22 protein-coding genes are annotated in these 25,796 nt (G+C 45.4%); 11 read left to right on the top strand and 11 right to left on the bottom strand.

All coding sequences use genetic code 11. The features are described from left to right. The first annotated feature begins 49 nt into the window (after window positions 1–49). Window positions 50–1,165 (top strand): pyridoxal phosphate-dependent aminotransferase, encoded by a 1,116-nt coding sequence (locus tag BM257_RS10820; RefSeq protein WP_218154508.1) that lies wholly within the window; start codon window positions 50–52, stop codon window positions 1,163–1,165. Window positions 1,166–1,431: 266 nt separating this feature from the next. Here the strand turns inward: BM257_RS10820 and BM257_RS10810 are convergent, their stop codons facing one another. From BM257_RS10810 to BM257_RS10795, 5 genes are all read right to left on the bottom strand, one after another. Continuing rightward, on the bottom strand, window positions 1,432–2,046 hold the full coding sequence (locus BM257_RS10810) for a hypothetical protein (RefSeq protein ID WP_092072292.1): 615 nt from the start codon (window positions 2,044–2,046) through the stop codon (window positions 1,432–1,434). Window positions 2,047–2,338: 292 nt separating this feature from the next. Beyond that, window positions 2,339–2,851, bottom strand: a complete 513-nt coding sequence (locus BM257_RS10805) for a 4Fe-4S dicluster domain-containing protein (protein WP_218154507.1) — start codon at window positions 2,849–2,851, stop codon at window positions 2,339–2,341. After that, window positions 2,781–3,026 (bottom strand): 4Fe-4S binding protein, encoded by a 246-nt coding sequence (locus BM257_RS15320; RefSeq protein WP_218154506.1) that lies wholly within the window; start codon window positions 3,024–3,026, stop codon window positions 2,781–2,783. The genes BM257_RS10805 and BM257_RS15320 overlap by 71 nt, the downstream gene beginning before the upstream one ends. A 426-nt stretch (window positions 3,027–3,452) precedes the next feature. Then, a complete protein-coding gene (locus BM257_RS10800; protein WP_092072289.1) occupies window positions 3,453–3,893 on the bottom strand; it encodes an NUDIX domain-containing protein in 441 nt (146 codons plus the stop codon). Window positions 3,894–3,939: 46 nt separating this feature from the next. Beyond that, window positions 3,940–4,314, bottom strand: a complete 375-nt coding sequence (locus BM257_RS10795; RefSeq protein WP_092072566.1) for an A1S_2505 family phage non-structural protein — start codon at window positions 4,312–4,314, stop codon at window positions 3,940–3,942. A gap of 827 nt (window positions 4,315–5,141) precedes the next feature. Here BM257_RS10795 and BM257_RS10790 point away from each other — a divergent pair. The 3 genes from BM257_RS10790 (at window position 5,142) to BM257_RS10780 (ending at window position 10,940) form a co-directional block, all read left to right on the top strand. Next, window positions 5,142–6,890: an alpha-L-fucosidase gene (locus BM257_RS10790; protein ID WP_092072286.1), complete on the top strand. Its 1,749-nt coding sequence runs from the start codon at window positions 5,142–5,144 to the stop codon at window positions 6,888–6,890. Window positions 6,891–6,900: 10 nt separating this feature from the next. Beyond that, a complete protein-coding gene (locus BM257_RS10785; protein ID WP_092072283.1) occupies window positions 6,901–9,708 on the top strand; it encodes a glycoside hydrolase family 2 TIM barrel-domain containing protein in 2,808 nt (935 codons plus the stop codon). A 116-nt stretch (window positions 9,709–9,824) separates the two neighbouring features. After that, window positions 9,825–10,940 carry a DUF418 domain-containing protein gene (locus BM257_RS10780; protein ID WP_092072280.1) on the top strand — a complete coding sequence of 372 codons (1,116 nt, stop codon included), beginning with the start codon at window positions 9,825–9,827 and terminating at the stop codon, window positions 10,938–10,940. A 162-nt stretch (window positions 10,941–11,102) separates the two neighbouring features. Here BM257_RS10780 and fldA read toward each other — a convergent pair whose 3' ends face one another. From fldA to BM257_RS10765, 3 genes are all read right to left on the bottom strand, one after another. Then, the gene (gene fldA, locus BM257_RS10775) at window positions 11,103–11,597 is read right to left on the bottom strand and encodes a flavodoxin FldA (RefSeq protein ID WP_092072277.1); all 495 of its coding nucleotides are present in this window, start codon (window positions 11,595–11,597) and stop codon (window positions 11,103–11,105) included. Between the two features lie 20 nt (window positions 11,598–11,617). Next, window positions 11,618–11,992: a DUF2023 family protein gene (locus BM257_RS10770; RefSeq protein WP_255405795.1), complete on the bottom strand. Its 375-nt coding sequence runs from the start codon at window positions 11,990–11,992 to the stop codon at window positions 11,618–11,620. A 163-nt stretch (window positions 11,993–12,155) separates the two neighbouring features. Beyond that, window positions 12,156–12,458 carry a TIGR04076 family protein gene (locus BM257_RS10765; protein WP_092072272.1) on the bottom strand — a complete coding sequence of 101 codons (303 nt, stop codon included), beginning with the start codon at window positions 12,456–12,458 and terminating at the stop codon, window positions 12,156–12,158. A gap of 295 nt (window positions 12,459–12,753) precedes the next feature. On the opposite strand from BM257_RS10765, the gene BM257_RS10760 reads away from it, so the two are divergent. Then, the gene (locus BM257_RS10760) at window positions 12,754–13,473 is read left to right on the top strand and encodes a vWA domain-containing protein (RefSeq protein WP_092072269.1); all 720 of its coding nucleotides are present in this window, start codon (window positions 12,754–12,756) and stop codon (window positions 13,471–13,473) included. A gap of 50 nt (window positions 13,474–13,523) precedes the next feature. Here the strand turns inward: BM257_RS10760 and BM257_RS10755 are convergent, their stop codons facing one another. Next, entirely contained in the window at window positions 13,524–14,036 is a 513-nt protein-coding gene (locus BM257_RS10755) for an NUDIX hydrolase (protein WP_092072264.1), read from the bottom strand. Between the two features lie 166 nt (window positions 14,037–14,202). Here BM257_RS10755 and BM257_RS10750 point away from each other — a divergent pair, with 166 nt between their 5' ends. From BM257_RS10750 to BM257_RS10735, 4 genes are read left to right on the top strand one after another with little or no spacing between them, the layout of a single operon-like run. Then, a complete protein-coding gene (locus BM257_RS10750) occupies window positions 14,203–16,908 on the top strand; it encodes a type I restriction endonuclease subunit R (protein WP_092072261.1) in 2,706 nt (901 codons plus the stop codon). An 8-nt stretch (window positions 16,909–16,916) separates the two neighbouring features. After that, a complete protein-coding gene (locus tag BM257_RS10745) occupies window positions 16,917–18,341 on the top strand; it encodes a type I restriction-modification system subunit M (protein WP_092072258.1) in 1,425 nt (474 codons plus the stop codon). A gap of 2 nt (window positions 18,342–18,343) precedes the next feature. After that, window positions 18,344–19,522 (top strand): PDDEXK nuclease domain-containing protein, encoded by a 1,179-nt coding sequence (locus BM257_RS10740; protein ID WP_092072255.1) that lies wholly within the window; start codon window positions 18,344–18,346, stop codon window positions 19,520–19,522. Between the two features lies 1 nt (window position 19,523). Further along, window positions 19,524–20,975, top strand: a complete 1,452-nt coding sequence (locus BM257_RS10735; RefSeq protein ID WP_092072252.1) for a restriction endonuclease subunit S — start codon at window positions 19,524–19,526, stop codon at window positions 20,973–20,975. Here the strand turns inward: BM257_RS10735 and BM257_RS10730 are convergent. Beyond that, complete coding sequence (locus BM257_RS10730) at window positions 20,970–22,100, bottom strand: restriction endonuclease subunit S (RefSeq protein WP_255405792.1); 1,131 nt, start codon at window positions 22,098–22,100, stop codon at window positions 20,970–20,972. The two genes, BM257_RS10735 and BM257_RS10730, sit on opposite strands and share 6 nt — an antisense overlap. A 930-nt stretch (window positions 22,101–23,030) precedes the next feature. On the opposite strand from BM257_RS10730, the gene BM257_RS10725 reads away from it, so the two are divergent. After that, window positions 23,031–23,492 carry a GNAT family N-acetyltransferase gene (locus BM257_RS10725; RefSeq protein ID WP_092072247.1) on the top strand — a complete coding sequence of 154 codons (462 nt, stop codon included), beginning with the start codon at window positions 23,031–23,033 and terminating at the stop codon, window positions 23,490–23,492. On the opposite strand, the gene BM257_RS10720 is transcribed toward BM257_RS10725, so the two are convergent. Beyond that, window positions 23,482–24,291, bottom strand: coding sequence for a VanW family protein (locus BM257_RS10720; protein WP_092072244.1), 810 nt, complete (start codon window positions 24,289–24,291; stop codon window positions 23,482–23,484). The two genes, BM257_RS10725 and BM257_RS10720, sit on opposite strands and share 11 nt — an antisense overlap. Window positions 24,292–24,397: 106 nt before the next feature. Here BM257_RS10720 and BM257_RS10715 point away from each other — a divergent pair, with 106 nt between their 5' ends. Continuing rightward, on the top strand, window positions 24,398–25,675 hold the full coding sequence (locus BM257_RS10715; protein WP_092072241.1) for a hypothetical protein: 1,278 nt from the start codon (window positions 24,398–24,400) through the stop codon (window positions 25,673–25,675). Window positions 25,676–25,796 lie beyond the last annotated feature (121 nt).

Here is a 25,796-nt window from a genome sequence, read left to right as displayed (position 1 = left end):
ACCGTTATCAACAAGAACAGCAGAATTTACCGATTCCGTTATCCGTAGGATGACAAGGATATCAAACAGGTACGGAGCCATCAATCTCTCTCAGGGATTCCCAGACTTCTACCCTCCAAAGGAGATAACAGACCGTCTGGCGGAGATTGCCCCTCGTGGCCCCCACCAGTATGCAATTACATGGGGAGCGCAGAACTTCCGTGAGGCATTGGCTAAGAAACAAAGTCACTTCACTGGTCTGGACATTGACCCCGATAAGAATATCGTGGTGACATGCGGTTCTACAGAGGCCATGATGGCAGCCATGATGACCGTTGTGAATCCAGGCGACAAAGTGGCCATCTTTTCACCGTTCTATGAGAACTATACGGCAGACACCATTCTGAGCGGTGCTGAGCCGATATACATCCCGCTCGTGCCGCCTACATTCTTTTTCGATGCCAACCTGATAGAGGATGCCTTCAGACAGGGTGCCAAGGCATTGGTGCTCTGTAACCCGTCTAACCCCTGCGGTAAGGTTTTTTCACGCGAAGAACTCCAGACGATAGCAGATATCGTCATAAGGTACGACGGCTATGTGATAACCGATGAGGTCTATGAGCACATCGTCTATACGCCTCACAAGCATGTCTATATCTCCACACTTCCAGGCATGTTGGAGCGCACCATCTCATGCAGCTCGCTTTCCAAGACCTACAGCATCACAGGTTGGCGACTTGGCTATGTCATTGCCCCGGAACGCATCATCGACCGGGTGAAGAAGGTGCATGACTTCCTGACTGTTGGTGCAGCGGCTCCGCTGATGGAGGCTGCCACAGTTGGCCTATGTTTCCCAGATTCCTATTACGAGGGCTTGCAGGCACATTATACTCACATGAAACATCTGTTTTGTGACGGATTGAGACAGTTCGGATTGGAGTTTACTGATCCCGAAGGAGCCTATTATGTGATGCTTGACGTCTCAAAGTATGGTGTGAAGGATGACCTGCATTTCTGCGAATGGCTCGCTGAACATGTAGGTGTGGGAGCTGTTCCTGGCAGTTGCTTCTTCAAAGAGGATGTGCATCATCTGATTCGTTTCCATTTTGCCAAGCGCGACGAGACATTGCAAGCTGCACTTGACCGCCTTTCAGACCTCGATAGCAAGGCAAGAAACTACAAATAAGTAAGGCTTTCTTTTTGGAATCTCTCGCCTACGAAACCGTTGCCGACCTCGCCTGCAATGAGGTCGAAATGTTGGAATACAGGTGGTACCGGAGAAAGGCTACGGATAGGCGAGCTCTGCTCGGGAATTAGATCGTAATAGTCCATCTCGGCTATTGGCAGGCAGAAATATTCCATCTGGCGTACTTTTATATGTAAAAAGGGAACTCCCATTTCTGAGAATTCCCGTGTCCTTTTGAAAGGCATATATAGAGGCAAACGTATGCTTTATCTGCGTCCAAAGTGACCTGCGTTGCTATGTCCGTGACGTGGTGTATTGTTTGCCAAGGTGTGGTTTGTAATACCGTGACGCTTGTCAACTTTCATAGGAGCTTTTGGATGACGCGGAGCTGGTGCCGGATGATGTACAGTTGGAGCGTGGTGATGTGCTGCGGGCTTGTGCATATGAGCATAGTGTGAGCCGTGAACTCTGTTGTGACCACCCTTGTAGGTCACATACACCTTTGGATGCGCATTATAGAAATGGCTTCTGTTGTAGTGAGCGTACACTGCGAATGTCCAGCTACCAGCCTTCCATGCCACAGGGCGATAGAAGTGAGAGAGAGCCACATACTTGTCATACTGCCAGCTGTTCAGGACATAACGGAGATCAGTGTTACGACGATCCCACCAAATGCCGAAGACATCACCGTGTCCGTTCAGACTCATCAGGTAGTCGAGATTGATCTCATAGACTGCCTCATACTGTGCAGCGGTGAGGTTGAGCTCGTAAGCCATCTTGTCAGAGAGGAAGAGGGCTTCGTTCTTTGCTGCGTTATAGCTCATGGCGTTGGCTGAGATAGTCATGACCATCATCATTGCCAGAATCATCAACTTCTTCATATCTAAATCTCCTATACTTTAAAGAGTTAAACATTTATTTTCTTAATCACGATGCAAAGTACGGCATTTTTCGGCTGATTTGCAAAGGATATATCCTAAAGTGGAGGGGTGAAACTCCTATAAGTTAGTAGGATTTCCCCCCTCCAGCATCTTTGTTCTGTAAGAAAATAGAAACTTTGTAGCCTTTACGACAATTGTAGAGTGGCCGTTTCGAAGTTGATAGCGATGAAGTCCCTAATCAGTATTCATATCTTAATAACACGCCATTAATTATGTTGTCGTCTATTATCCTTCATTGGTTTTTTGTGTATTTAATAATCTTCGTAGGACAAGCCTTCTCACATTTCCTGCATTTCAGACAATCAGGATGCAGGTAGCCCAACTGTTCGCCTCGGCTACTGTAAGGGGTGAGCTGCATAGGACAAACGCGGGCACACAACTTGCACTTCTCTTCACACAGGCTGCTGACGTGAATACTCTTGTATGCTTTGGGCAGCGGGCCTTTCTTGGGAGCCACCCATGATGAAAGTGATCCCATCGGACAGAAGCTACACCATGTGCGAGGAGCATATATGAAGGACAGGGTTATTCCTACGATGGTGGTCAGCAGGATAATTTTCCAAAACACAAAGCCCATTGCGCCCCAGTCGCCCCAGGCAAAATACATCTGAATACCAAACATGGCAAAGATGAAGAACACCATAAACAGGCGAAACCCGAAGGTACGGACAAATCTAGGAATAGGACGATGGGGGGGAATACTTCGACAGCAGGCGGTCATACATGTTGCCTCTAGGACATACATTACCGCACCAGAAACGCCCTTTCCAGACAGATGTCAGGACGGGACCTATCATGCAAATGAGGGCAGCCCAACCCAATACAGGGAAAAACCAACCCAGTATCAGGTATGCGAAGATAATCCAAAACAGCTGTGGACCTTTTGTCGCATAATGTCGATGAAATTGTTTTTGTGCCATATCTATACTTTTCTCTTCTTCACCTTGTTATATTTCGCCTTGACTATTTCGTATGAGTTTCGTGGCTGTTTCCTAACTCTCCTTGCACTTTGCCACTAAGCGCTTTCCTAACTCGTAGGCTTTTTCGAGGTCAATCGGGAACGTCAATCAGCATATTCTCCATAATTCACAATTCTTCTTAAATCTTGGTGCAAATATACAAAAAAACGGATATTATTTTCTATATTTGCCCCAACTTTATGATTAATTATAGAAAGAAGTGACAATGAAAAAGGTAATAAATCAAATAAACAAAGACTTACAAAAACTAAACGAATATGAAGACAAAGAATTTACTTTCAAGTTCTGATTATGGAAAAGGTCTGTATAGAGGCTGGTGTTCTTATCGACACCTTCACTCCTATGCGCGAAGACTTCTTGAAATAACTATTTCAATAAAAAATCGCTATATAGTCTTATCGCATCCTGCATGATATCACAATGGTCGAATGCCAGATGTGGCAAATCCGACAGTGGCCACCATTTTGCTTCAGCAGCATCATCTTGTCCAACAACAGTAATAGGTTCATCGATGATGGCTAAATAAGCAACCGTTATAGTCCTACCTCTTGGGTCACGATCAACCTTGGAATAAGCACCAATCTGATATACTTTGCTAACCTTCAGCCCCGTTTCCTCTTCAAGTTCCCTTATGGCACATTGTTCCGTCGTCTCATCCATATTCATGAAACCACCGGGGAATGCCCAGCATCCCTTGAAAGGCTCATCGCCACGTTCAATCAGCAGCACCTTCGGTTCTGCTTCTCTCGTCATCACCACGCAGTCTGCCGTCACTGCCGGTCTTGGATATTTATATGTGTATGTCATAAACAGCTACCTGCTATATCATCAATAATTGCTCCTAACATAGCTATCACCAATTAGGAGGCAATACAATATTCTTTACCTCATGTGCCTCTTCGAACAGTGGGGAGATTTCATCATCCGTGAATCCTGCAATGCCACAACCAATACGAGTAACGAGAAAGGTAAGTTCGGGATGCTGTTTGGCAAACTGGATAAACTCATCCACATACGGACGGATTGTTTCCACACCGCCCTGCATGGTGGGAATGGCGTAACTTTGTCCTTGCAGACCTACACCCTGCCCCATGATGGCTCCAAACTTGCGGTAGGCGACATATGCCGCTCCACCGCCGTGCATACCTCTCAGATTGCTGCCAAACACAAAGATCTCGTTCGGCTCCAGCGAAGTAATAAACTCCGGTGTTGTTCTTTTCTGCTCCATAACCTCTTCTTTTATGAAATCCATATCCCGGCATGACCTCTGTCGATACATGTCCGCCAAAGAGCCTGGCATTGTAGGTGCAGGCATCGAAGCCTCTCCCATCGCAGCCTCGCGACTGACAATCGCTCGCTCGTCCATCACTTCTGGCATATCCAAGTCCATGTCGAAGTTCTTCTTGAAATATGGTATGATAATTTCTTCCTTTAGTTTCTTGTATTTCTGCGAGATGGCCGATGGGGTCATCCCCATCTCAGCCGCAATCTCTTTCCCCTTAAAACCACGTAACAGCAGCATGTCGATAAGTAGCCTTTCTTGTCTGTCAAGTGGCGCATGGTCACAAACATCTTCCACCATCCGATTAAACTGTAGCCGCAAGTCGTTCGTCACGTCAAATGACCGTAAATAATCCTCAAACGTGATACTGCCATACTCTTTCTTGTACCATTTCAACGCATCAAGTACCACATAACGGAACCCATTGATGAACCATGTCTTCAGGCTTACATTCGGAGAGTGATCCTCCAAAGGTTTCCAGTCATGCTCCATCAAATAGATAGCATATTGATGAGCGAGCGACATAAAATCCAGATTTTCCTTCTCACTCAACTGATAACGCTGGTCAAAGATATAATAGCCAACCTGACAATATCCATAGAAATATTCTCGGATAATATCGGCATCCCCTTTACGGAATCCACTGATGATAGCCTGTTCTGACAACTGACGATGATACATAAAAATGATATTTGGGGCGAAGTTACAAAAAAAAAACGAGTAATGCTCTCTTTCTGAATATTAATTTATAACTTTGTAGTCAAAAACTTCTTATGAACAATCTTAGTAAATTGACAACTGTTACCTTACTGATGGCTATACTGATTGTTAACACATATGCTCAAAAAACAATCCCAAAGCCTTGTGGTCCTGTGCCTACGGAGAACCAGCTTCGATGGCAGGACATGGAGATGTATGCATTTATACACTATTCTCTCAACACCTACACCGATCAGGAATGGGGATTCGGTAATGAAGATCCGAAACTATTTAATCCCGCAGACTTGGACTGCCAACAGTGGGCACGTGTCTGCAAACAGGCAGGCATGCGGGGTATAATATTTACAGCTAAACACCACTGCGGTTTCTGCATGTGGCCATCTGCCTATACAGAATACAGCGTAAAAAACTCGCCTTGGAAGCAGGGTAAGGGTGATGTGGTACGCGAACTGGCCGAAGCATGTCGTGAGGAGGGGTTGAAGTTTGCTGTCTATCTCTCGCCTTGGGACCGCAATCATCCAGAATATGGGCGACAAGCATATGTAGATTATTTCCGCAACCAACTACGAGAATTGCTTACCAATTACGGTGATATCTTCGAGGTATGGTTCGACGGAGCCAATGGTGGCGACGGTTGGTATGGTGGCACCAACGAAACACGTAAGATTGACCGCACCACCTATTACCAGTGGCCTGAAACCTACAAGATGATTCGCCAGCTGCAACCCAAATGCTTGATTTGGAACGACGGCAGTGACCGTGGCGATCTGCGTTGGGTAGGTACAGAAGCTGGCAATGTGGGGGAAACCAACTGGAGCCTGCTGAACGGGGATGGCGAGGTGACATGGTCCATGCTGCACCACGGATTAGAGGACGGCGACTCATGGGTACCTGGTGAGACAAACACTAGCATTCGTCCGGGCTGGTTCTACCATGACACGGAAAACGAACATGTCAAAAGTCTGACTAAACTGATGGACACCTATTATAAATCAGTAGGTCGGAACTCCACATTGTTGCTCAACTTCCCTATAGCACCCAATGGGCGTATTCATCCAAATGACAGTCTGCGGGGCATTGCCTTCAAGAAGATGATTGACGAGGTTTTTAAGGATAACCTCTGTAAGAAAGCTAAGATAAACACTCAAGGGGATATGACCCTCATTGAGTTTAGAAAACCTATGCGCTTCAACCGCTTTCTGGTAGAAGAGGATATCCGTTACGGACAGCGAGTAAAGAAATTCTTGCTCGAAGCTTGGGTTGACAGACAATGGCATCCTCTGAAGGATGAGTTGTCGGAGAATGGTGATGGACTTACCACCATCGGTCATCGTCGAATCATCTGCTTCCCAACCATCAAGGCTACCAAGTTACGTTTCACCATTACCGATGCAAAATGTGAACCTATCATCAAAAAACTAGGCGTATATCTGGCTCCCGAGCTCACGGCTGACATACCAAACAGCGGAGAGAAAAAATCCTCCAGCCTGCACATCTTCTTCAGCAGTCCTCGTCAGATGATCATCGACTGGGACCGGGAACAGACCGTCACCTCGTTCCGTTATCTGCCACCGCAAGAGTCGAAGGACGGCACAATTACCCACTACACCCTTTGGGGGTCTACCGACTGGAAAAACTGGACCAAGATTGCCTCCGGTGAATTCTCGAACATTGTAAACAACCCTATTTGGCAGACTATCAAACTTAATCCCACCAAAGTACGCATACTCAAACTCGATGCCGACCGACTGGTCTCTGGCGAGCGAATAGGTTATGGAGATATTGAAGTGATAACAGAATAATACCAAGACCATGAGAAAAATTTTGCTTATCGTATTAACATGCTCAGCCTTGTTGGGATGGGCACAGACAACCCACGACTGGGAGAACCCTGCTGTATTAGGTATTAACAAACTGCCGTATCATGCAACATTACAGTTGCCTTCGAAATGGAAGGAATGTAAGGAAATCATGAGTCTTGACGGACAGTGGTTTTTCCATTGGAGCCGCAAACCAGAGGAAAGACCTGTGGATTTCTATCGCGAAGATTACGATGTGAGCAACTGGGACAAAATTACTGTTCCTGGTAACTGGCAGACCCAGGGCTATGGCATACCCATCTACACCAATATCGAATACCCCTTCCAACGCAACCGCCCCAGTGTAACAAGTGAGCCACCAAAGGACTGGACAGCCTATGAGAACCGCAACCCTGTGGGTTCGTATGTTACGTTCATTGAAATAACGAAGGAGATGATTTCACAGAATCTCATCCTACATTTCGGTGGCGTTCATTCGGCTATGTACGTTTGGGTGAACGGCAAGAAGGTGGGCTATAGTCAGAACTCCATGTCGCCTGCCGAGTTTGATATTACGAAGTTCTTGAGTGTTGGTAAGAATAAACTCGCCGTAGAGGTATATCGCTGGTGCGACGGCAGCTATCTCGAGGATCAGGACATGTGGCGTCTGAGTGGTATTTTCCGTGAAGTGCAGCTATGGGTGCGTCCGTTGGTGCATATTGCTGACTATCATGTGACTGCTGTGCCCGATCAAGACTTCACACAGGCTGACGTGACAGCTGATATTACCATCTGTAATACAAGCCGACAGAAGGCAAGATACTTGAAGGTCCTACTGAAAATCGATGGCAAAACGATAGAAGGACGGCTAAATGGTCTCGTTGCCGGTGACACTACTCATATACAACTCAAGTATCAGATGGAGCACCCAAGAATATGGTCGGCAGAAAAGCCGAATCTCTATCCATTCAGCGTAGAGCTTTATGATGCAAAAGGCTTCGTTGTAGAGCATTTCGACTATCATCTGGGAGTAAAACGTGTGGAATGTGTAGGCGAGGTGTTCAAAATCAACGGCAAGAACGTAAAGTTACGTGGTGTTAACCGTCATGACCATCATCCAAAGACAGGTCGTTATGTGGATGACGCTACATACGAACAGGATATCCGTCTGATGAAACAGGCTAACATCAATTTCCTGCGCACCTCTCACTATCCCGATCGTGAGTATCTTTATGAGCTTTGCGACCGCTGGGGACTTTATGTGATGGATGAAGCTAATCAGGAGAGTCATGGCTATGGTTATGCCAATGAGGAAATGGGGCATGACGAAGCTTGGCACAATGCCCATGTTGACCGTGCCGAATCATTGGTGAAGCGTGATTTCAACCATCCTTGTGTCATTCTCTGGAGCCTTGGAAATGAGGGAGGGATAGGTCCCAATATCCAGGCAATGTATGACAAAGTGTGCGAACTCGACTCTACACGTCTGCCTTTCTACGATTGTCATCCACGTTATTCTGCTCTCCATGACTATGGTTATCCTTCACCAGAAGATTTGCGCCGTGAGGCTGAGAAGGAAACGGAGAAACCGCTTATTGCCAGAGAGTATGCCCATGCTATGGGCAATTCGATGGGGAACTTACAGGAGTACTGGGATGTGATCTATGCTGACTCCAGCATCGCCGGTGCTGCCGTATGGGATTGGGTAGATCAGGGTCTTCTAAAGAAAGATGGTAATATTGAATTCTATGCCTATGGCGGTGACTATGGTGACAAGCCTAACCTTGATGCTTTCTGCATCAATGGGCTGTTGGCCCCTGACCGTACACCACACCCTCATTACTATGAAGTGCAGCATATTTATCAACCTCTGCAATTCACACTTAAAGACAACCAGCTCGATATTGTTAATCGCGACTATTTTACAGATATAAGTGAGTACGACATTACCTGCGACACCATCGTTGTTGATAAAGAACGCTTGCTGAACGTCCATGCCCGCTTAAAGACAGACAAGCCATGGGCGAAGAAAGGCTTTGTGGTGGCTAGCGCACAGTTTGTTCTCTCTCCCTACGTTTCCCCCAAAGCAATAACAGCCACTGCAAAAGGCTCAGCAAAAGGCATTACCATTGATGGTAACACCCTAACCTCGTGGATTGTCAATAACCGGGAGGTGTTGAAAGCTCCTCTTGAGCCATATTTCTGGAAACCTGAAAATGACAACCAGCATGCTGCTGGCTTTGCCAGTCGTGTAGCCGTATGGAAACAAGTAACAGATGTCACTGTGAAATACACCGTTATCGATGATCACAGCATCCTTGTCAATATGGACTACCTGCCCACGGCTGGTGACAGACCTGTCATCCCCAAGTTAGGCATGCGGATGCGCATTCCTGCCGACATGACCCATATCGAATATTATGGTCGCGGACCATGGGAGAACTATCCGGATCGCAAACACAGTGCTTTTCTCGGACATTACAAAATGCCGCTTTCTGAATATGAGACAGAATACATCCATCCGCAGGATAATGGTTGTCGGACCGATATACGCTGGTTTTGCATTACGAATGGAGAAAATACTCTTCGCATTGATGGCTTACAGCCGCTTTGTATTCGTGCTTGGAATTATGGAGAAGAGAATTTAGAAGGAGTTCGCCATCCCCATGAAATACAGCGTGGTCAATTTGTCAATCTGAATATCGACCTCAATATTCATGGTGTGGGAGGCATCGACACATGGGGCAGACGTACCCTGCCACAGTACACCATAGATAGTAACAAGCCATATCATTATGCTTTTATACTTAGTTGGTATTAACTATAGCTGTTCACTATGGACAATGGTGATGGATCTGAAGCATCCGTCAGTTACCTACTATTCCCGTCGGCATTTTGACAAGCCATTACATTTTGAACTTTCACAGACGAATTAAGATGTATAAATCCCGCAATCTCCCCAACACCCGAATCGATGTAGCCGATGCCCTGAGAGGCATCGCTGTGACAGGCATTATCCTGTATCACTCCGTTGAGCACTTTGACATCTTTACCCAAGAACCGATAGCCCATACGCTACCTTGCGACCAGATGGTGTCGGATGTTCTTGCGTGGCTGCTATCAGGCAAAATGTACGGCATCTTCGCCATGCTCTTCGGCTTGAGTTTCTTCATCATGAACGACAACCAGCAGCAGAAAGGAAAGAATTTCTCCTTACGCTTTGCTTGGCGCATGTGCCTGTTATTCGGCTTTGGTATTGTCAACGTGGCGTTCTATGATGGCGACATCCTGATGCTCTATGCCTGTTATGGCTTGCTGCTCATCCCGATCAGTTATCTGTCATCAAAGTGGGTGTGGTGCATCATCGCCTTATTAGCTGTCCAGCCCGTAGAACTTTTTTGTCTGCTGACTGGCACCACGATCGACCACAGTTCCTTGTTTGAAATGTATGGCAAGATCATCAGTACACATGAGCATGGTACATTCTGGGAGAACACCCTCACCAACCTGCGATATGGATTTGAGCTGAATCTGCGCTTCAATATCTTTAGCGGACGACTGACACAGTTACTCTGCCTCTTCATCCTCGGTATGCAGTTAGGGCGACAGAGACTTTTCTATAACGAGGGGCACCACCTGAAGATATGGCATAACATCCTCATTTGCTCAGTAATCCTAGTCCTAGTGTTGAGCTTCGTGGATTTCGGTGAACTTGACTCATGGCTCAAGCCCATCTACAACCTTATTATCCTGCTGATGATCGTCTCGGCAATAGTTTCTGCCTGGTACGCTTTCGAGGGCGTTCGCCGAGTGCTGCATCACCTCTGCATTTTTGGTCGCATGAGTCTTACCAACTATCTGCTTCAGTCCGTCATCGGCTGTGCCATCTTTTGCGGCTATGGTCTCGCCTGTTATCACCATTTAGGTGTTACCTATGCCGTCATAGTTGGATGCGGAATGGTCGTCTGCCAGTATCTATTTGCCCGATATTGGTTCGCCAGTCATCCTCGCGGACCGTTAGAAGGTCTTTGGAGAAAACTGACATGGATTTAATGAGTTACTCGCTATAATTGTGATCCACTACAATGGCAACTTGCATGTCTGGTACTAAAGTCCCATAATCTTAATCTTTTTATGATAAAGGTGGTTGATCGTCACCGACCAACCACCTCTATAAAATTAAACAAATACTCTTTATGAATTTAACACCTGTGATTACAATTCGGGAGAGATGATGGCTATCCAGGTCTCAATGCGGGTGTCCGTCTTGTCGTCCTCGTTGATGTCATCAAGAGGCAGACCGATAAACTTGCCGTCAATCACAGCCTCTGAGTCATCGAAGGTATAGCCGCCAGTCTCAACAGCACCAATGAAACGAGCTCCGCTGTCTTTAATACCGTTGTAGAGTTCTCCCATGCCACCTACGAAGGTGTCGCTGTACGAAGAACAGTCACCACAGCCGAAGATGGCGATGGTCTTGCCACTCAGGTTGGCATTCTGGAGAGTTTTCAGTCCGTCGTACCAGTCATCCTGCAATTCGCCTGCGCCCCAAGTCGAGGTGCCGAGAATCAGATTCTGGTTAGCGTCCACGATATCTGCTGTCAAGTCCTGTACATTCAGTGTCTCGCAGCCCAGTTTTGAGGCGATCTTCTCTGCGATAGCCTCGCAGGTTCCCGTCGAGGAACCATAGATTACAATTGTTGTGTTCATGATTAAAGTATTCTATTGATTTAATTCTTGTTAATGCATATACCCTCACATTTCCCCTTGCGTTTACAATACCGCTCACACTGTGCGCAGATGTCATAGCCGAGCATGGCACCGAGGATAAAGTCCTCTTCTGGCGTAAGCTGGTTCAGGGGACGGGTGACGATAAGGCGTATTGCCTCCAGACACTCACGCCGTCCGAAATAGACATTCAGGTTCTGCTGACCAGCAGGCTGTAGTATATATGGGATACCTTGGCTTTCCAAACGCGCCACAACTTGCTCACCATGTTTTTTGTTGCACGTAAACAATACCATCTGCCGCACCCCTTTGTGCAGTTCGTAGATGTGGTTCATCAGTACTTTCATCTCTGTGGAAATCGTCATTCTTGTTTTCATGGTGCAAAGGTAGGGCAAATTAATAAGGTGCGCAATACCTAAAATGCAGTGTTTTAAGTATTGCACACCTGAAAACTTCTACAAGATTATTAATCAAAAGTAGGTATAATGGTTAACTTCATCCCTGCCGGTCACAACCGGGACATAGGGTCTATCATCTTCATTATTCAATCACTTCAATATAAAAACTGAACGGACGGAAACCGTCATTGCAACTGATCATCGCACTCATGGGATTCTTCATCCAGCCATCGAAGAAATCACCTTCTCCCCTTGCCAATGACTCCACGAACTCACGCATTGAGCCCCATGCCGACGGGCACATTCCCTCAGGACAATGTCCGTCAATGGAGATCCACTGCTGACCCTCACTGACATCACAAGTATGCTCAATGGGATTCTCGTACTTTGCCATCAAATCATGATAGATGGTCTGACGAACTGCTGTTATTCGTACTTTGTTCATTACATCTTCTATAAATATATATCGTTATAATTATTAATTCCTGATGCAAAAATAATCATTTTAGCTGAGACACAACCCCTTTTTCACTATTTTCATTCCAAAGCTATTGGTATTTTCAGACTTTTCACTATATTTGAATGCAATATGAACTAGATGACTTCACGGTATAGTATGTCGGCAGCCACAATCCTGTAAAAAAATCTCATATCAACTTAATTATTTCCGAAAAATATCTTTAAAGAGATAAAGACATGTCGAAATAAAAGAAGTATTCACCATTTAAAACATTACAATTATGAAAGATTCGATTAAGAGAGAGAAAAATGAGTTTACTCATTCTTCCGAGCGTGAGAATTTTCGCCCAGAAGGCAAATTGCAAGATCCTATTCCAACCAAGCGAGTACACAACCTGATTATCGTTGACGAGAGCGGTTCTATGTCCATCATCCGCAAACAGGCTTTTACGGGTATGAACGAGACACTACAGACCGTGCGACAGATGCAGAAGAAATTCCCGGACCAGGTACAGTTCGTCACCCTGCTTACCTTCGACAGTTGTCACACCACCTGGCATTACGACAACGCTTCTGCACTAAAGACCAAAGACCTCAGTTGGAAAGCCTACAATCCTGGTGGCGGCACCCCACTCTATGATGCCATAGGTAAAGGTATCTCGAAGGTCAACGCACAGGTTGAGGACGGTGACCATGTGCTGGTGACCATCATCACCGACGGTGAGGAGAACAGTAGTCAGGAATGGACACTGAAGATGATCCGCACGATGATTGAGAAATTGAAGAAACAGCACTGGACATTCACGCTCATCGGCACCGACAACCTCGATGTAGAGGCGATGGCTCATTCCTTTGCCATTGAAGAGCATCTGGAGTTCCATCAAGACATGGCGGGAACCAAGGCTATGTTTGCCCGAGAGCGTCGTAGCCGTGAACGCTACAACTGTTGTGTCGCCGAGGATGCCGCTATGCCTGTAGGCTCATTCTTCGAGGAGAACTGATGCATGATAACACCGTTTTTGCAAGGTAACACTTGCAAAAACGGTTCATATCATAAGAGATAATCCCCGAAGCATCTCTTGAACTCACTCTCGAAGTTAGGAGTCAGGACACCCGTCTTCTCCATTGCCTCGCGAATCTCCTGCATCGTCCAGAAACGACCACCATCCAGTTCCTCTGTTGACGGACGGATCTCTCCGTCGTAAGTGGTACGACTCACATACACCAACTCACGCTCACGTTTGCTTTGAAAAACATATTTGTCAACAAACTCAGAATGGAAATCCGTGATACCCAGTTCTTCACGCACCTCACGGCACAGAGCCTCCTCTGGAGTCTCGCCATAGTCCACATGACCACCCACGGCAGTGTCCCACTTCCTCGGCTGTATGTCCTTCCACTCAGGTCTTTTCTGCAGGTAGATGTCACCCTTTGAGTTGAACACATGCAGATGCACAACAGGGTGAAGCAGCATGGAGCCGCTATGGCACTCACCACGAGTCGCCGATCCTATCACGTTCCCATCCTCGTCAACGATTGGGAATATCTCTTCCAGATTATCCATCTTGTTAATATTTATAATGCAAAGATAGTAATATTATCCAGTATAACGAGATTTTTTAGGATTTTCTGCTTAGATTCGATAAATAATTATTATTTTTGCACTATCTTGGGATAATCTATACTTATCAGAAGTTGAGAAACACCAAGGATATTAAAAATGCCAATATATGACACCAGAAGAAAAAGCAAGGGTTAAGATAGACCAGATGTTTGATGATGCTGGTTGGAAAGTTGTGGATAGAGATTTCTATTCGCCCACCATTACGGCTGCTGCCATTCGTGAAGGATTATTAGAAGGCAATCGTGAGGCTGATTATTTTTTATTCGTTAATGGAAAGGCTGTTGGTGTATTAGAGGCAAAACGTAAAGAAGTGAATGTCGCCTCGGATATCGTATGTGACCAAGCTATCAGATATACCCGTTACGTACCCAAGTGCTATCAGGCATATGCTCGTCCGCTTCCATTTATTTATGTATCTAATGGTGAAGAAACATATTTCCGCGATTGTCGTATAGAGGAATCTGATTTGGAAGAGACAAACAGAATTCACACGCCGAAGGAAATCGTCAAGATGTTAGGTATAGAAGACCCGTTTGCTGGTTTACCCACACTGAAGAAAAAAGGCTTGCGTGATTGTCAGTATGAAGCGATTACCGAACTTGAGAGTAGTTTCAGAGCTGGTCAGAATCGTGCACTCATTGTCTTAGCGACAGGTGCAGGAAAAACCTATACTGCATGTTTGGCTGCATATCGTTTACTTGCCTATACGCCGATGAAACGTATATTGTTCTTGGTGGATCGGAATAACTTAGGGAAACAAGCAGAGGGAGAGTTTGGCATGTTCCGCCTAACGGAGAATGGCGATCCATTCAATACTATCTATACAGTCAATCGCCTGAAATCAGCCAAAGTTCCATCCGATAGCAATGTGGTCATCTCGACGATACAACGTCTATTCTCTCTCCTTACAGGACAGGAAATCGTGGATAATGATGATGACGATGAAGATACCACCACGAGTGAGGTACAGTTATCAGGAACTATGACCTTGCCACCCGATTTCTTCGACTTAATTATCATTGACGAATGCCATCGCTCCATCTATGGCAACTGGAAGAAGGTGTTGGAATACTTCAATACTGCCAAACTCATTGGCTTGACTGCAACACCAGTGCCAGAGACGAAAGCATTTTTCAATAACAACATCGTTGTAAACTATACTCTTGAACAGTCTATCGTAGATGGTGTGAATGTGGATGCCCGTATATATCGTATCAAGACCGAAGCGACAGAAAACGGCGGTGCTATCTTGAAGGGCGACAAACTGAAGCGCGAAACACGCTACACAGGAAAGGTAGAAACCGTTCGCAACGAAGAGACCAAGAACTATACCAAGGAGGAATTGAACCGAAGCGTCATCAATCCGGCTCAAATCAAGTTGGTGCTTGAAACATATCGAGATGCTGTCTATACGGAAATGTTCACCGACCCTCAGCGTGAACCGAACATGGACTATCTACCCAAGACGCTTATCTTTGCTTTGAACGAGATACATGCCAACAATATAGTGCGTATCGCCAAAGATGTGTTTGGTCGTACAGATGAAAAGTTCGTGCAGAAGATAACCTATTCCGCTGGTGACAGTAACGAGTTGATACGCCAGTTCCGCAATGATAAGGAGTTTCGTATAGCTGTGACTTGTACGCTTGTGGCTACAGGAACGGATGTAAAGCCGCTTGAAGTGCTGATATTCATGCGCGACGTTGCTTCCGAACCACTGTATATCCAGATGAAAGGTCGTGGCGTCCGCACCATAGGCGATGACCAGTTACGCAACGTCACACCAAACGCCTTTAGCAAAGACTGCTTCTTCCTTGTTGATGCCGTGGGCGTGACAGAAAGCCCAAAGACAACAACGAGTCCAGGAGAAGGGGAACCCGTACAGACCATCACGCTCAAACGTTTATTGGAACTGCTGACACATGGAAATGTCAACGACGACTATCTGCGTTTGATCGCTGCAAAGCTTGCCCGTATCAATAATAAATGTACGGAAAAGCAAAGGGAAGAATTCCTGAAGTTAGCATATAGCGGAATGCAGGAAATCTCTGCTGCCATCTTTGATGCATTGGAAAAGAACGAACTGCCTCCATACGAAAGTATTGATGAGCCAAACCTTGAACGAAAGGGATTGGTAGCTCCGCTGACACATCATCCAGAGGCACGACAATACCTGCTCATCCTTGCAGCTGGCTTCATTGAGACATTGATGCCAGGGGAAGACCAGCTTATCTCCAAAGGTTTCTCCGAGGAGGAAGCCAAAGAAGTGACCTCTGCTTTTGAAAAGTATTGTGACGAACATCAGGACGAGATTGAGGCTCTACGTATAATCTACAATAACGACGGAGAACCATTGACTTATGCCTCATTGAAGGACTTGGAAAACAAGCTGAAACTGGCGAACAACAAATTCCAGACTTCGCGTCTGTGGAACTGCTACACGATAGTCAATCCGCAATCTGTCAAGAAACACAGCACCAAAGAGGAGAAAGAAGCTCTGACTAATATCATCCAATTGGTTCGTTTCGCCAACCATCAGATTGAAACCCTTGAGAGTTTGTATCCTTCAGCACAGCAGCGTTTCAACCTGTGGTATGGACAGGTGCAGCGTACTGTGACGGAATCACAGATAACCATCATCCGTCAGATTGTTGACTACATCGCCTCCAATGGCGCTTGCACCATCAAGGATATTATTGACGATGACAAGACGCGAGCAGCACAACTCATCAAAGCCTTTGGTGGAAAGTCACTGGCAGACGAGGCTCTTGCCTCTTTATCGAAATTCTTATTATATAGAAAAACAGCTTAATTATAGATATGGCAACAAATAAAGAGACATCACTTACCAAGAAAGTGTGGACGTTGGCAACAACCCTTTCGGGTCAAGGTATCGGCTTTACGGATTATATCACCCAGCTCACTTATCTCCTCTTCCTGAAGATGGACGATGAGAATGTAGAGACCTTTGGCGAAGACTCTGCCATCCCTGAGGGTTACCGCTGGAAAGACCTTATTGAACTGGATGGTCTTGACCTTATCAATCAGTATGAAGAGACACTTAAGAAGCTGTCAGAAGAAGAGAATCTTATTGGCACTATCTTCGTCAAGGCGCAAAATAAGATTGACAAGCCCGTTTATCTTCGCAAAGTTATCACGCTGATTGATGAAGAGCAGTGGCTGGTGATGGATGGTGATGTCAAAGGTGCCATCTATGAAAGCATCCTTGAAAAGAATGGTCAGGACAAGAAGAGCGGTGCGGGACAGTACTTTACACCTCGTTCTTTGATTTCTGCAATGGTGGATGTCACCCGTCCTCAAATCGGCGAAACAGTATGCGACCCAGCCTGTGGTACAGGTGGATTTCTTCTGGCTGCTTACGACTACATGAAGAACCAGTCGCAGGATAAAGCTAAACGAGATTTCCTACGTGAACATGCCTTGTTAGGTTATGATAATACCGCATTGGTGGTAACGCTTGCCTCCATGAACCTCTATCTTCATGGCATCGGTACTGACCGTAGCCCAATTCTCTGTGAAGACTCCTTGGAGAAGCAACCGCAAAAGTTGGTAGATGTCATCCTTGCCAATCCTCCTTTTGGTACCCGTCCGGCAGGAAGTGTTGACATTGACCGTCCCGACTTCTATGTAGAGACGAAGAACAACCAGCTCAATTTCCTCCAACACATCATGGTTATGCTGAAGAACAGCGGACGTGCAGCCGTTGTCCTTCCCGACAACGTGCTCTTTGAAGGTGGTGCCGGTGAGACTATCCGCAAGGAAATGTTGAAGAACTTCAACCTGCATACCATACTTCGCCTCCCTACAGGTATCTTCTATGCCCAAGGTGTGAAAGCCAATGTACTTTTCTTCAAGAAAGGTGAGCAGACAAAAGATGTATGGTTCTACGACTACCGTACAGGCATCAAGCACACATTGGCAACCAAGCCTATGATGCGCCACCATCTGGATGACTTCATTTCTTGCTATCATGCTGAGGACATCAGTCTGCGAAAGGAAACATATAGTGAAGATAATCCTAATGGTCGTTGGCGCAAATACCCCGTTTCGGAACTGCTGAAGCGCGACAAGACCAGCCTTGATATTTCCTGGATCAAGCAGACCAACGACGATGATGACATGACATTGGCAGAATTGATGCAGACCATCCAACAGAAGAGTGACAATATCGGCAAGGCCGTGGCAAAGCTGCAAGAGTTAATGTCAAATATCAAGGAGGATTAAGCATGAATGATATACAGTTAAGGGAAGATGCTCTTTTTGAGCGCATATCCGCATTGATAGACTTTGCCCGCAAAAGGGTTAAGACCGCTATTGACACAACAATGGTTTACACCTATTATGGTGTTGGACATTATATTGTTGAGGACGAACAGCAAGGAGAACAACGCGCTCAATATGGTAAGGCAGTTTTGAAAAATCTATCAACCAGATTGACTGACAAGTACGGAGAAGGTTGGTCTGTCGAAACTTTGAAAAAGTGTCGCTTTTTCTATTTGACATATAAGGACGATAAGATTGGGTCTACAGTGTGGACCCAATTGGATCAACCTACAAGAAATGATTCGGTCAACGGTGTGGACCCAATTCAAGACAAAAACGAAAAACAGTGTTTACCCAATTCCAGCAATCATACTCCTGCAAATTCCGAAACACCGTTTCGGGAATCTGAGAACAAACAGTCATTTACTCTTTCCTGGTCCCACTACCTTATTCTTATGCGCATTGACAATCCCGATGCCCGCAGTTTCTATGAGATAGAATGTGCACAGCAGCAATGGAGTGTACGCCAGCTAAGTAGGCAAGTGGGTAGCAGCCTGTATGAAAGGTTGGCACTGAGCCGTGATAAGAACGAAGTGATGCGTTTGGCTACGGAGGGACAGACCATAGAGAAGCCATCAGACATCATAAAGAATCCACTTACGTTGGAGTTTCTTGGTCTGAAGCCCGATGTTTCTTATTCCGAAAGCAAACTGGAGAATGCAATCATTAGTAAAATGCAACAGTTCCTGCTTGAACTGGGTAAGGGATTCCTATTCGAAGCTCGTCAGAAGCGTTTCACTTTTGACGAACAGCATTTCTATGTAGATCTGGTGTTTTACAATCGATTACTGCAATGCTACGTGCTGATTGACCTCAAAACCGATAAACTAACACATCAGGATTTGGGACAAATGCAGATGTATGTCAACTATTACGACCGTTATGTCAAGCAAGATTTTGAGAAACCAACTGTTGGCATTCTACTCTGCGAACGTAAGAACGATGCACTTGTTGAACTAACATTACCAAAAGATGCCAACATATATGCGTCTGCCTATCAGTTGTATCTACCCGACAAGGCTCTGCTGCAAGCAAAAGTAAGAGAATGGATTGCTGAGTTTGAAGAAAGCAAGGAGGATTGATATGGATACAAAGAAACTACGCCAAAAGATACTCGACCTTGCCATTCATGGTAAGCTCGTGCCACAAGACCCGAATGATGAACCAGCATCCGTATTGCTGGAGCGTATTCGTGCCGAAAAAGAAAGACTTATTAAAGAAGGAAAGATCAAGCAGAGCAAAAAATCTGCTAAATCTTCTGATACACGCCATTATGAGAACGTGCCATTTGAGGTGCCAGAAGGATGGGAGTGGACAACAATAGGCGAACTTTGTTCATTTCTTTCTCGAGGAAAATCTCCAAAGTATTCAGAGGAAAGAAAATATCCTGTATTTGCTCAAAAATGTAATTTGTATGACGGAGATATTTCACTGGAGAAGGCTCGTTTCTTAGATCCTGAAACGATTAGTAAATGGAGTGATGAATACAAATTAATTGATGGGGATATCCTTGTTAATTCAACAGGAACAGGAACCGTGGGAAGAACAAGATTATTCCATAGTGATGTTCTTGGTGATTATCCTTTTGTTGTTCCTGATTCTCATGTATCAGTTGTCCGATCATTTGAAGAAATAGAATCTAAGTTCGTATTGGCCTTTCTTTCATCAGATTATGGACAAACATACATTGAAGATAATCTTGCAGGCTCTACAAATCAAAAAGAGTTATATATTGGCATATTAGATAATATGCAGTTCCCATTACCACCGCACGAGGAACAACTTCGCATAGTTACAACAGTTGATAAGTGGTTCTCACTGATTGACACATTGGAAACAGCAAAAGAAGATTTGCAAGCGTCCATTGCACAAGCTAAATCCAAAATTCTTGATCTCGCCATTCACGGCAAACTTGTTCTACAAGACCCGAATGACGAACCCGCCATTGAGCTCTTGAAGCGCATAAATCCCAAGTTTACTCCTTGTGATAACGGGCATTATGAGAATGTGCCGGAAGAATGGACTGTTTGTAAGGTTAAGGACGTGTTTAGAATTAATCCCAAGACAAAGGCAGATGATGGCTTAGACGCAGGTTTTGTCCCAATGTCGAACATTCATGATTCATTCAATAATAGCTTTAGTTTTGAACCAAGGACTTGGGGAAGTATCAAAAAAGGATACACTCATTTTGAAGATGGCGATGTTGTAGTCGCCAAGATATCACCTTGTCTTGAAAATCGAAAATCTGCCGTTATTGTAGGTTTGCCAAATGGAATTGGGGCAGGAACAACGGAACTTAATGTCTTTCGCTCAGATTATGTGTATCCTCTTTACGGACTATTCTTTTTTAAATCAGACTATTTCATATCCCAATGTGTTGGAACATTCAATGGAGTAGTTGGACAACAGCGCGTTTCAACGAAGATTATTGAAGATATGGTATTTCCTGTACCTCCTCGCCCAGAACAAGAACGTATAATAAATAAGGTAAACGATCTATTCCAAATCCTTGATGACATCAGTGCCGAATTATAGATTGGCACTGATGTCATCCAATATACGATAATATTGCTCAATTGCTTCAACTATTCTTTCTTGTTCTTCTATTGGGGGAACTGGAATAACCAATTCACGGAACATTTTTTTGTTCAAATGTGGGATGGCAGAGCCAACCTTATTTTCTCTTAATGCCTTTTGATAAAGCTTTACGAAAAAGAGAACATACTGAACATTCATGCTGTTATTAATGTCAAGCACTTTCATTGTACTTCCTTGATAGCCTTCCTCTGGAGTGTGAAATACCTCTCCAGAGTTCTCCCCATCAACAAGAATCAACGTTGTACCTGCTGGCACGTACTTCCCTGATTGTTTTGAGGCATAGTTGCCTGTCCTTAATCCTTTGACATCAATATAAGGATATTCCTTATCAGTAATAGGCTCACCTTCATTCAGAGTGCAGATATTTCCAAGGGGAACTTTGAACCAGGAATCGGGCACATTCTCATAATGCCCGTTATCACAAGGAGTAAACTTGGGATTTATGCGCTTTAATAGTTCAATAGCAGGCTCGTCATTCGGGTCTTGTGGCACAAGTTTCCCGTGGATGGCGAGATCAAGAATCTTGGATTTAGCTTTCTGTACAAAAGAATTCATTTCTTCTATTTCGTCTTCAAGTAACGATATATAGGAGAAATAATCATTGACGGATTCAATAATTCTATGTTGCTCTTTCTCTGGAGGTAACGGAATTAATATCTTATTCAAATTGTCTTGGGTCAGCTTTGGTTGAGCAGAACCTGTAATATAGTCATCCAACGACATCGAATTGACAACAAAAGCGACATAATCCAATACGGATTTACTTGGACAATCCAAAACGTGGGCATGATTATTTACCCAATATTTTCCTTCTGCAAAGAATGCGTTATTCTTGCTTCGCGAAAGAAGGTTCGCCCCATCTTCGCCAATAAGGAGTAAGCGTTCATCGAAAAGATAGTTTTCTACTTTGTCTATAACTCCTGCAGCCCCATAATAATCATAGACCTTGTTTTGCTGCTTTTTTCTCACAGCCAGAGAAAGCGGTATGCGTTCTGCATCACGGTTTACAGTGACATCTTCTATTACAGTCCACTCCCATCCTTCCGGCACCTCAAATGGCACGTTCTCATAATGGCGTGTATGTTTAGCAAGGGACTGGTACCTGTCATCCGAATACATTGTGAATGGCAAATCGGCTATCGCCTCGCTATATTCTTGACCTTCTGCTCTCTGTGATTAACGTTTCTGTGCAGACAGTAGATATCGTAAACGCATTACCAAAACTTAAATTTGAATAGAAATCTATTTTATAAAAAACCTCTAACCTCCAACTGATTTCTTCTGAAATGCCGATGTACAGGGCGTTTGCGGGCAGTTGGAGGTTACTCTAACCTCTAACTAACCTCCAACTAACCTCTAACATAGTGGGTGATGAGTTGGAGGTTAGTGGGAGGTTCAGACAACCTCCCACTGGTCTTGCGCCCTTTATTTATCGAGGTTTGCGGCATTTTTAGTGGGAGGTTAGGGGTATTATCGAAAATCACCGGTTTTCTCCCCCATATAATTTTTAAAACCCTTGTCACCGTTGCCGCCTTGCAAAACTGTTTGGTAATCAGACGGTTGCGGGTAACAACGAGGTGACAACGGTGACAACGAATATAAAGAAATATCTCCTATGAAAGTAAATTCAGTGTGTTTACTCAGTAAATTCAGTGAATTTACTCACCAAATTCAGTGAATTTACTGAGATAGGAGATATCGGAATAAAAAGCAACTAAGAGGGGGCTTTACGAAGGCGGCACTTCCTGCCCTTGAAGGTGCCGCTTCCTCGGGTCGAAGGCGGCACCTTCAAGGGTCGAAGGCGGCACCTTCAAGGGCAGGAGGTGCCGCCTTCATATTTCAGGGTAGTTTCTCGGTAGGAAAAGAGGCTTTAATCGGTAAGAAAAGAGGCTGTATTTCTTGCGTTCTCCAAAAGAAAATTAAATCCTTTGTCCTCACTTATCCGAAATTTTCGTAATTTTGCAGCCTGGAACAACAATAAAAACTAGAACGATGATAAGGAAAGCAGAGAAAAGAGACATCAAGGGACTGCTCAAGCTACTCTATCAAGTCGATGCCGTCCATAGCGGTATACGACCCGACCTGTTTAAGTCGAACACCCCAAAGTATGACGAGCAAGCACTGGAGCACATCCTTGAAGACGATGACAAGCCCATCTTCGTCTATGACGACGGAGAGGTGTTAGGACACGCCTTCTGTCAGATTACCGAGGTCAGGAACCACAGACTGTTGCAAGACATCAAGACCCTGTATATTGATGACATCTGTGTCGATGAGGTCGTACGGGGCAAGCACATCGGACAAGCATTATACGAGTATGTCCGGGACTACGCCAAGTCTATCGGCTGCTATAACATCACCCTCAACGTCTGGGAGGGTAATGACCCCGCATACAGTTTTTACAAGAGTATGGGGATGAAAGTACAAAAGACGGGAATGGAGACTATTTTGTAGGAGGATAGTCGTACATCACCTTAGCATGATTCGTGCGGATGAGTTGTTTCTCAATGCAGTTGCCAGTGACCCGGTCGAAGACATCCCTATAGACCTGTCCGTTACGGTAGACGACATCCCCTTCCCTATCGAAGCTCTCGTTCTCCACATGGATATGGAACGTATGCTGCAGAGCCACAGAGGCACGTAGTTCCCCACAGAGATACTCCCCGTCCACCCATAGATGGAGCTGGTACGTGTTGTCTGTCTCGTTCTTCACCCGATAGTCGATATAGTTATACGAGATACTAGTTCCTGTGCCGAAGGGAATCTGTCTGCCAAAGTCAGGGAAGAGGTCCAAGCCGTCATGATGATGATGCTCCGTGATTGTAAGGTCACTATGCAGCACCATCCAATGGATGAGGTTAGACAGCTGGCACAGACCACCCCCGATACCCTGTGACGGTTGTCCCTTGGCAATAGTCAGTCCCTCCTTATACCCCTTCCGTTTCGTGGTACGTCCGACCTGTCTCCAGACAGAGAAAGTCTCCCCCGGACGCACCAGCAGACCGTCGATCTGCTTCACCGCCAAAGCAAGGTTCACCGCTTTGTTTTCCTGCAGTTGCATATTGACATTCCCCAAGCGTCTGCGTATCAGGGACTTATGACTATAGACAAGAACCGGTAAAGACTCCTCCGTACGCACTTTAGCAAAACACGTCTTCCCGAGGAAGTCCCTCAGATGACGCTTCATAATCTCTTTCTCCATCGACAAGCGGTAAGTGAAAGGGCATAACTCGCAAAATAATATCCGTCTCATATCAAGATGCAAAGGTACATCATCTTATAGAAAAAACCAAATTTTTGCGGATATGAAAAGAAAAATGTGTAATTTTGCACCAGATCAATCAAACCGTCAAAAAGATATGAAAAGACTAAACATGCTAGTACTCTCGGGACTGATGGTCCTGACGACATGGGCACAAGGTGCTGACGTGATGAGTCAGTTGAAGGCGAATCCGAGGAAAGCCTATGGCAACGACCTCCCCTATCTGTTCACCAACGCCGTCGACACCAAGGCGCCAAAAGGTTACAAACCATTTTACATCAGCCATTACGGTCGTCATGGGTCACGTTACAACTGGAGTTCCAAACTATACAAAGACCTGGACACCCTGTTGACGACTGCCCATGAGAAGCAGTTGCTGACCCCAGAGGCAGAGACCTTCTACCAGCAGTTCGAGGCTGTCAAGGACGAGTTGATGACAGGTGTCGGAGAACTGACCCAGTTAGGATGGGAGCAGCACCAGGGTATCGCCCGCAGGATGTACAACCAGTTTACCGATGTCTTCAAGAAAGGAGGTAACGTCCTTGCCGTCTCCTCCCTCTCCGGACGTTGTGTACTGAGCATGGCAGCATTCTGCCAAGAGCTGGTGCAGTGTAACCCCAAGATAGAGATCCGCGAGCAGTCCTCCCGTTTCACCCTTGACGCCGTTGTCCCTAACGACCGTCAGAATCCCCACAAGCGTGATTTCCCCAAGGCGAAGCCCCGTTATGAGAAGAACCGGAGCCAGTTCAAGAGCGAGAACACGTTGGTGGACAAGGTGCTGGCAAGGACATTCACCAGTACGGAGGGACTGCCAGGCGACAATCACAAGAACGCCTATGTCCTCATCGACTTCTATAAGACACTGCCCAGCATCAACTACGAAGGGATGATGGGCAACCTGGTCACTGACGAGGAGATTGCCGGGCAGTGGGAGGCATCCAACCTCGGCTCCTACTCCTGGGTATTCTCTGATAAGTATGTGGTCATCCCCATTCTGCAGGACATCCTCGAGAAAGCCGATGCCGTATTTGCCGGCAGCAGCGACCATCTCGCAGACCTCCGTTTCGGACACGACTCCTTCATCGGACCGCTGACTGTCCTGATGGGTATCAATGGCGCCGACCTCGACCCAGAGGATCCCTATGAGGTCAAGAACTGCTATCAGAACTGGGAGACCTGTAAGGCATGTAACATCCAACTGGTGTTCTATCGTGGCAAACAAGGACGTAACGACATCCTCGTGAAATGCCTGCTCAACGGAGAGGAGGCGAAGCTGCCCGTACCCACCACCCAGGCACCTTATTATAAATGGACGGACTTCCGTGATTTCTACACGAAACGCTGTCAGGAAGGGTACACTGCACAAAAAAATTAACACCAAAACAACATTTTAGTTAAAAAATAGTCCATCGTTAAGAAAAATTTATTACTTTTGCAGTCAGATAGACGAAACTTTAAACATTAAATATTATATCTAAATCATTAATTCATTAAAA

The sequence above is a fragment of the Prevotella sp. tf2-5 genome (assembly GCF_900115435.1).
In the GTDB taxonomy this organism is placed as follows: domain Bacteria; phylum Bacteroidota; class Bacteroidia; order Bacteroidales; family Bacteroidaceae; genus Prevotella.
This window is presented reverse-complemented; position numbering and strand designations above follow the sequence as displayed.

Coding starts and splice junctions, on each gene's coding strand:
- BM257_RS10795 (WP_092072566.1), bottom strand. CDS start 4,314: ATGGAGCAGAAAAGAACAACACCGGAGTTTATTACTTCGCTGGAGCCG.
- BM257_RS10740 (WP_092072255.1), top strand. CDS start 18,344: ATGAATGATATACAGTTAAGGGAAGATGCTCTTTTTGAGCGCATATCC.
- BM257_RS10810 (WP_092072292.1), bottom strand. CDS start 2,046: ATGAAGAAGTTGATGATTCTGGCAATGATGATGGTCATGACTATCTCA.
- BM257_RS10770 (WP_255405795.1), bottom strand. CDS start 11,992: ATGAAAACAAGAATGACGATTTCCACAGAGATGAAAGTACTGATGAAC.
- BM257_RS10765 (WP_092072272.1), bottom strand. CDS start 12,458: ATGAACAAAGTACGAATAACAGCAGTTCGTCAGACCATCTATCATGAT.
- fldA (WP_092072277.1), bottom strand. CDS start 11,597: ATGAACACAACAATTGTAATCTATGGTTCCTCGACGGGAACCTGCGAG.
- BM257_RS15320 (WP_218154506.1), bottom strand. CDS start 3,026: ATGGCACAAAAACAATTTCATCGACATTATGCGACAAAAGGTCCACAG.
- BM257_RS10790 (WP_092072286.1), top strand. CDS start 5,142: ATGAACAATCTTAGTAAATTGACAACTGTTACCTTACTGATGGCTATA.
- BM257_RS10720 (WP_092072244.1), bottom strand. CDS start 24,291: ATGAGACGGATATTATTTTGCGAGTTATGCCCTTTCACTTACCGCTTG.
- BM257_RS10725 (WP_092072247.1), top strand. CDS start 23,031: ATGATAAGGAAAGCAGAGAAAAGAGACATCAAGGGACTGCTCAAGCTA.
- BM257_RS10780 (WP_092072280.1), top strand. CDS start 9,825: ATGTATAAATCCCGCAATCTCCCCAACACCCGAATCGATGTAGCCGAT.
- BM257_RS10820 (WP_218154508.1), top strand. CDS start 50: ATGACAAGGATATCAAACAGGTACGGAGCCATCAATCTCTCTCAGGGA.
- BM257_RS10800 (WP_092072289.1), bottom strand. CDS start 3,893: ATGACATACACATATAAATATCCAAGACCGGCAGTGACGGCAGACTGC.
- BM257_RS10760 (WP_092072269.1), top strand. CDS start 12,754: ATGAAAGATTCGATTAAGAGAGAGAAAAATGAGTTTACTCATTCTTCC.
- BM257_RS10735 (WP_092072252.1), top strand. CDS start 19,524: ATGGATACAAAGAAACTACGCCAAAAGATACTCGACCTTGCCATTCAT.
- BM257_RS10785 (WP_092072283.1), top strand. CDS start 6,901: ATGAGAAAAATTTTGCTTATCGTATTAACATGCTCAGCCTTGTTGGGA.
- BM257_RS10755 (WP_092072264.1), bottom strand. CDS start 14,036: ATGGATAATCTGGAAGAGATATTCCCAATCGTTGACGAGGATGGGAAC.
- BM257_RS10715 (WP_092072241.1), top strand. CDS start 24,398: ATGAAAAGACTAAACATGCTAGTACTCTCGGGACTGATGGTCCTGACG.
- BM257_RS10805 (WP_218154507.1), bottom strand. CDS start 2,851: ATGTATGTCCTAGAGGCAACATGTATGACCGCCTGCTGTCGAAGTATT.
- BM257_RS10745 (WP_092072258.1), top strand. CDS start 16,917: ATGGCAACAAATAAAGAGACATCACTTACCAAGAAAGTGTGGACGTTG.
- BM257_RS10750 (WP_092072261.1), top strand. CDS start 14,203: ATGACACCAGAAGAAAAAGCAAGGGTTAAGATAGACCAGATGTTTGAT.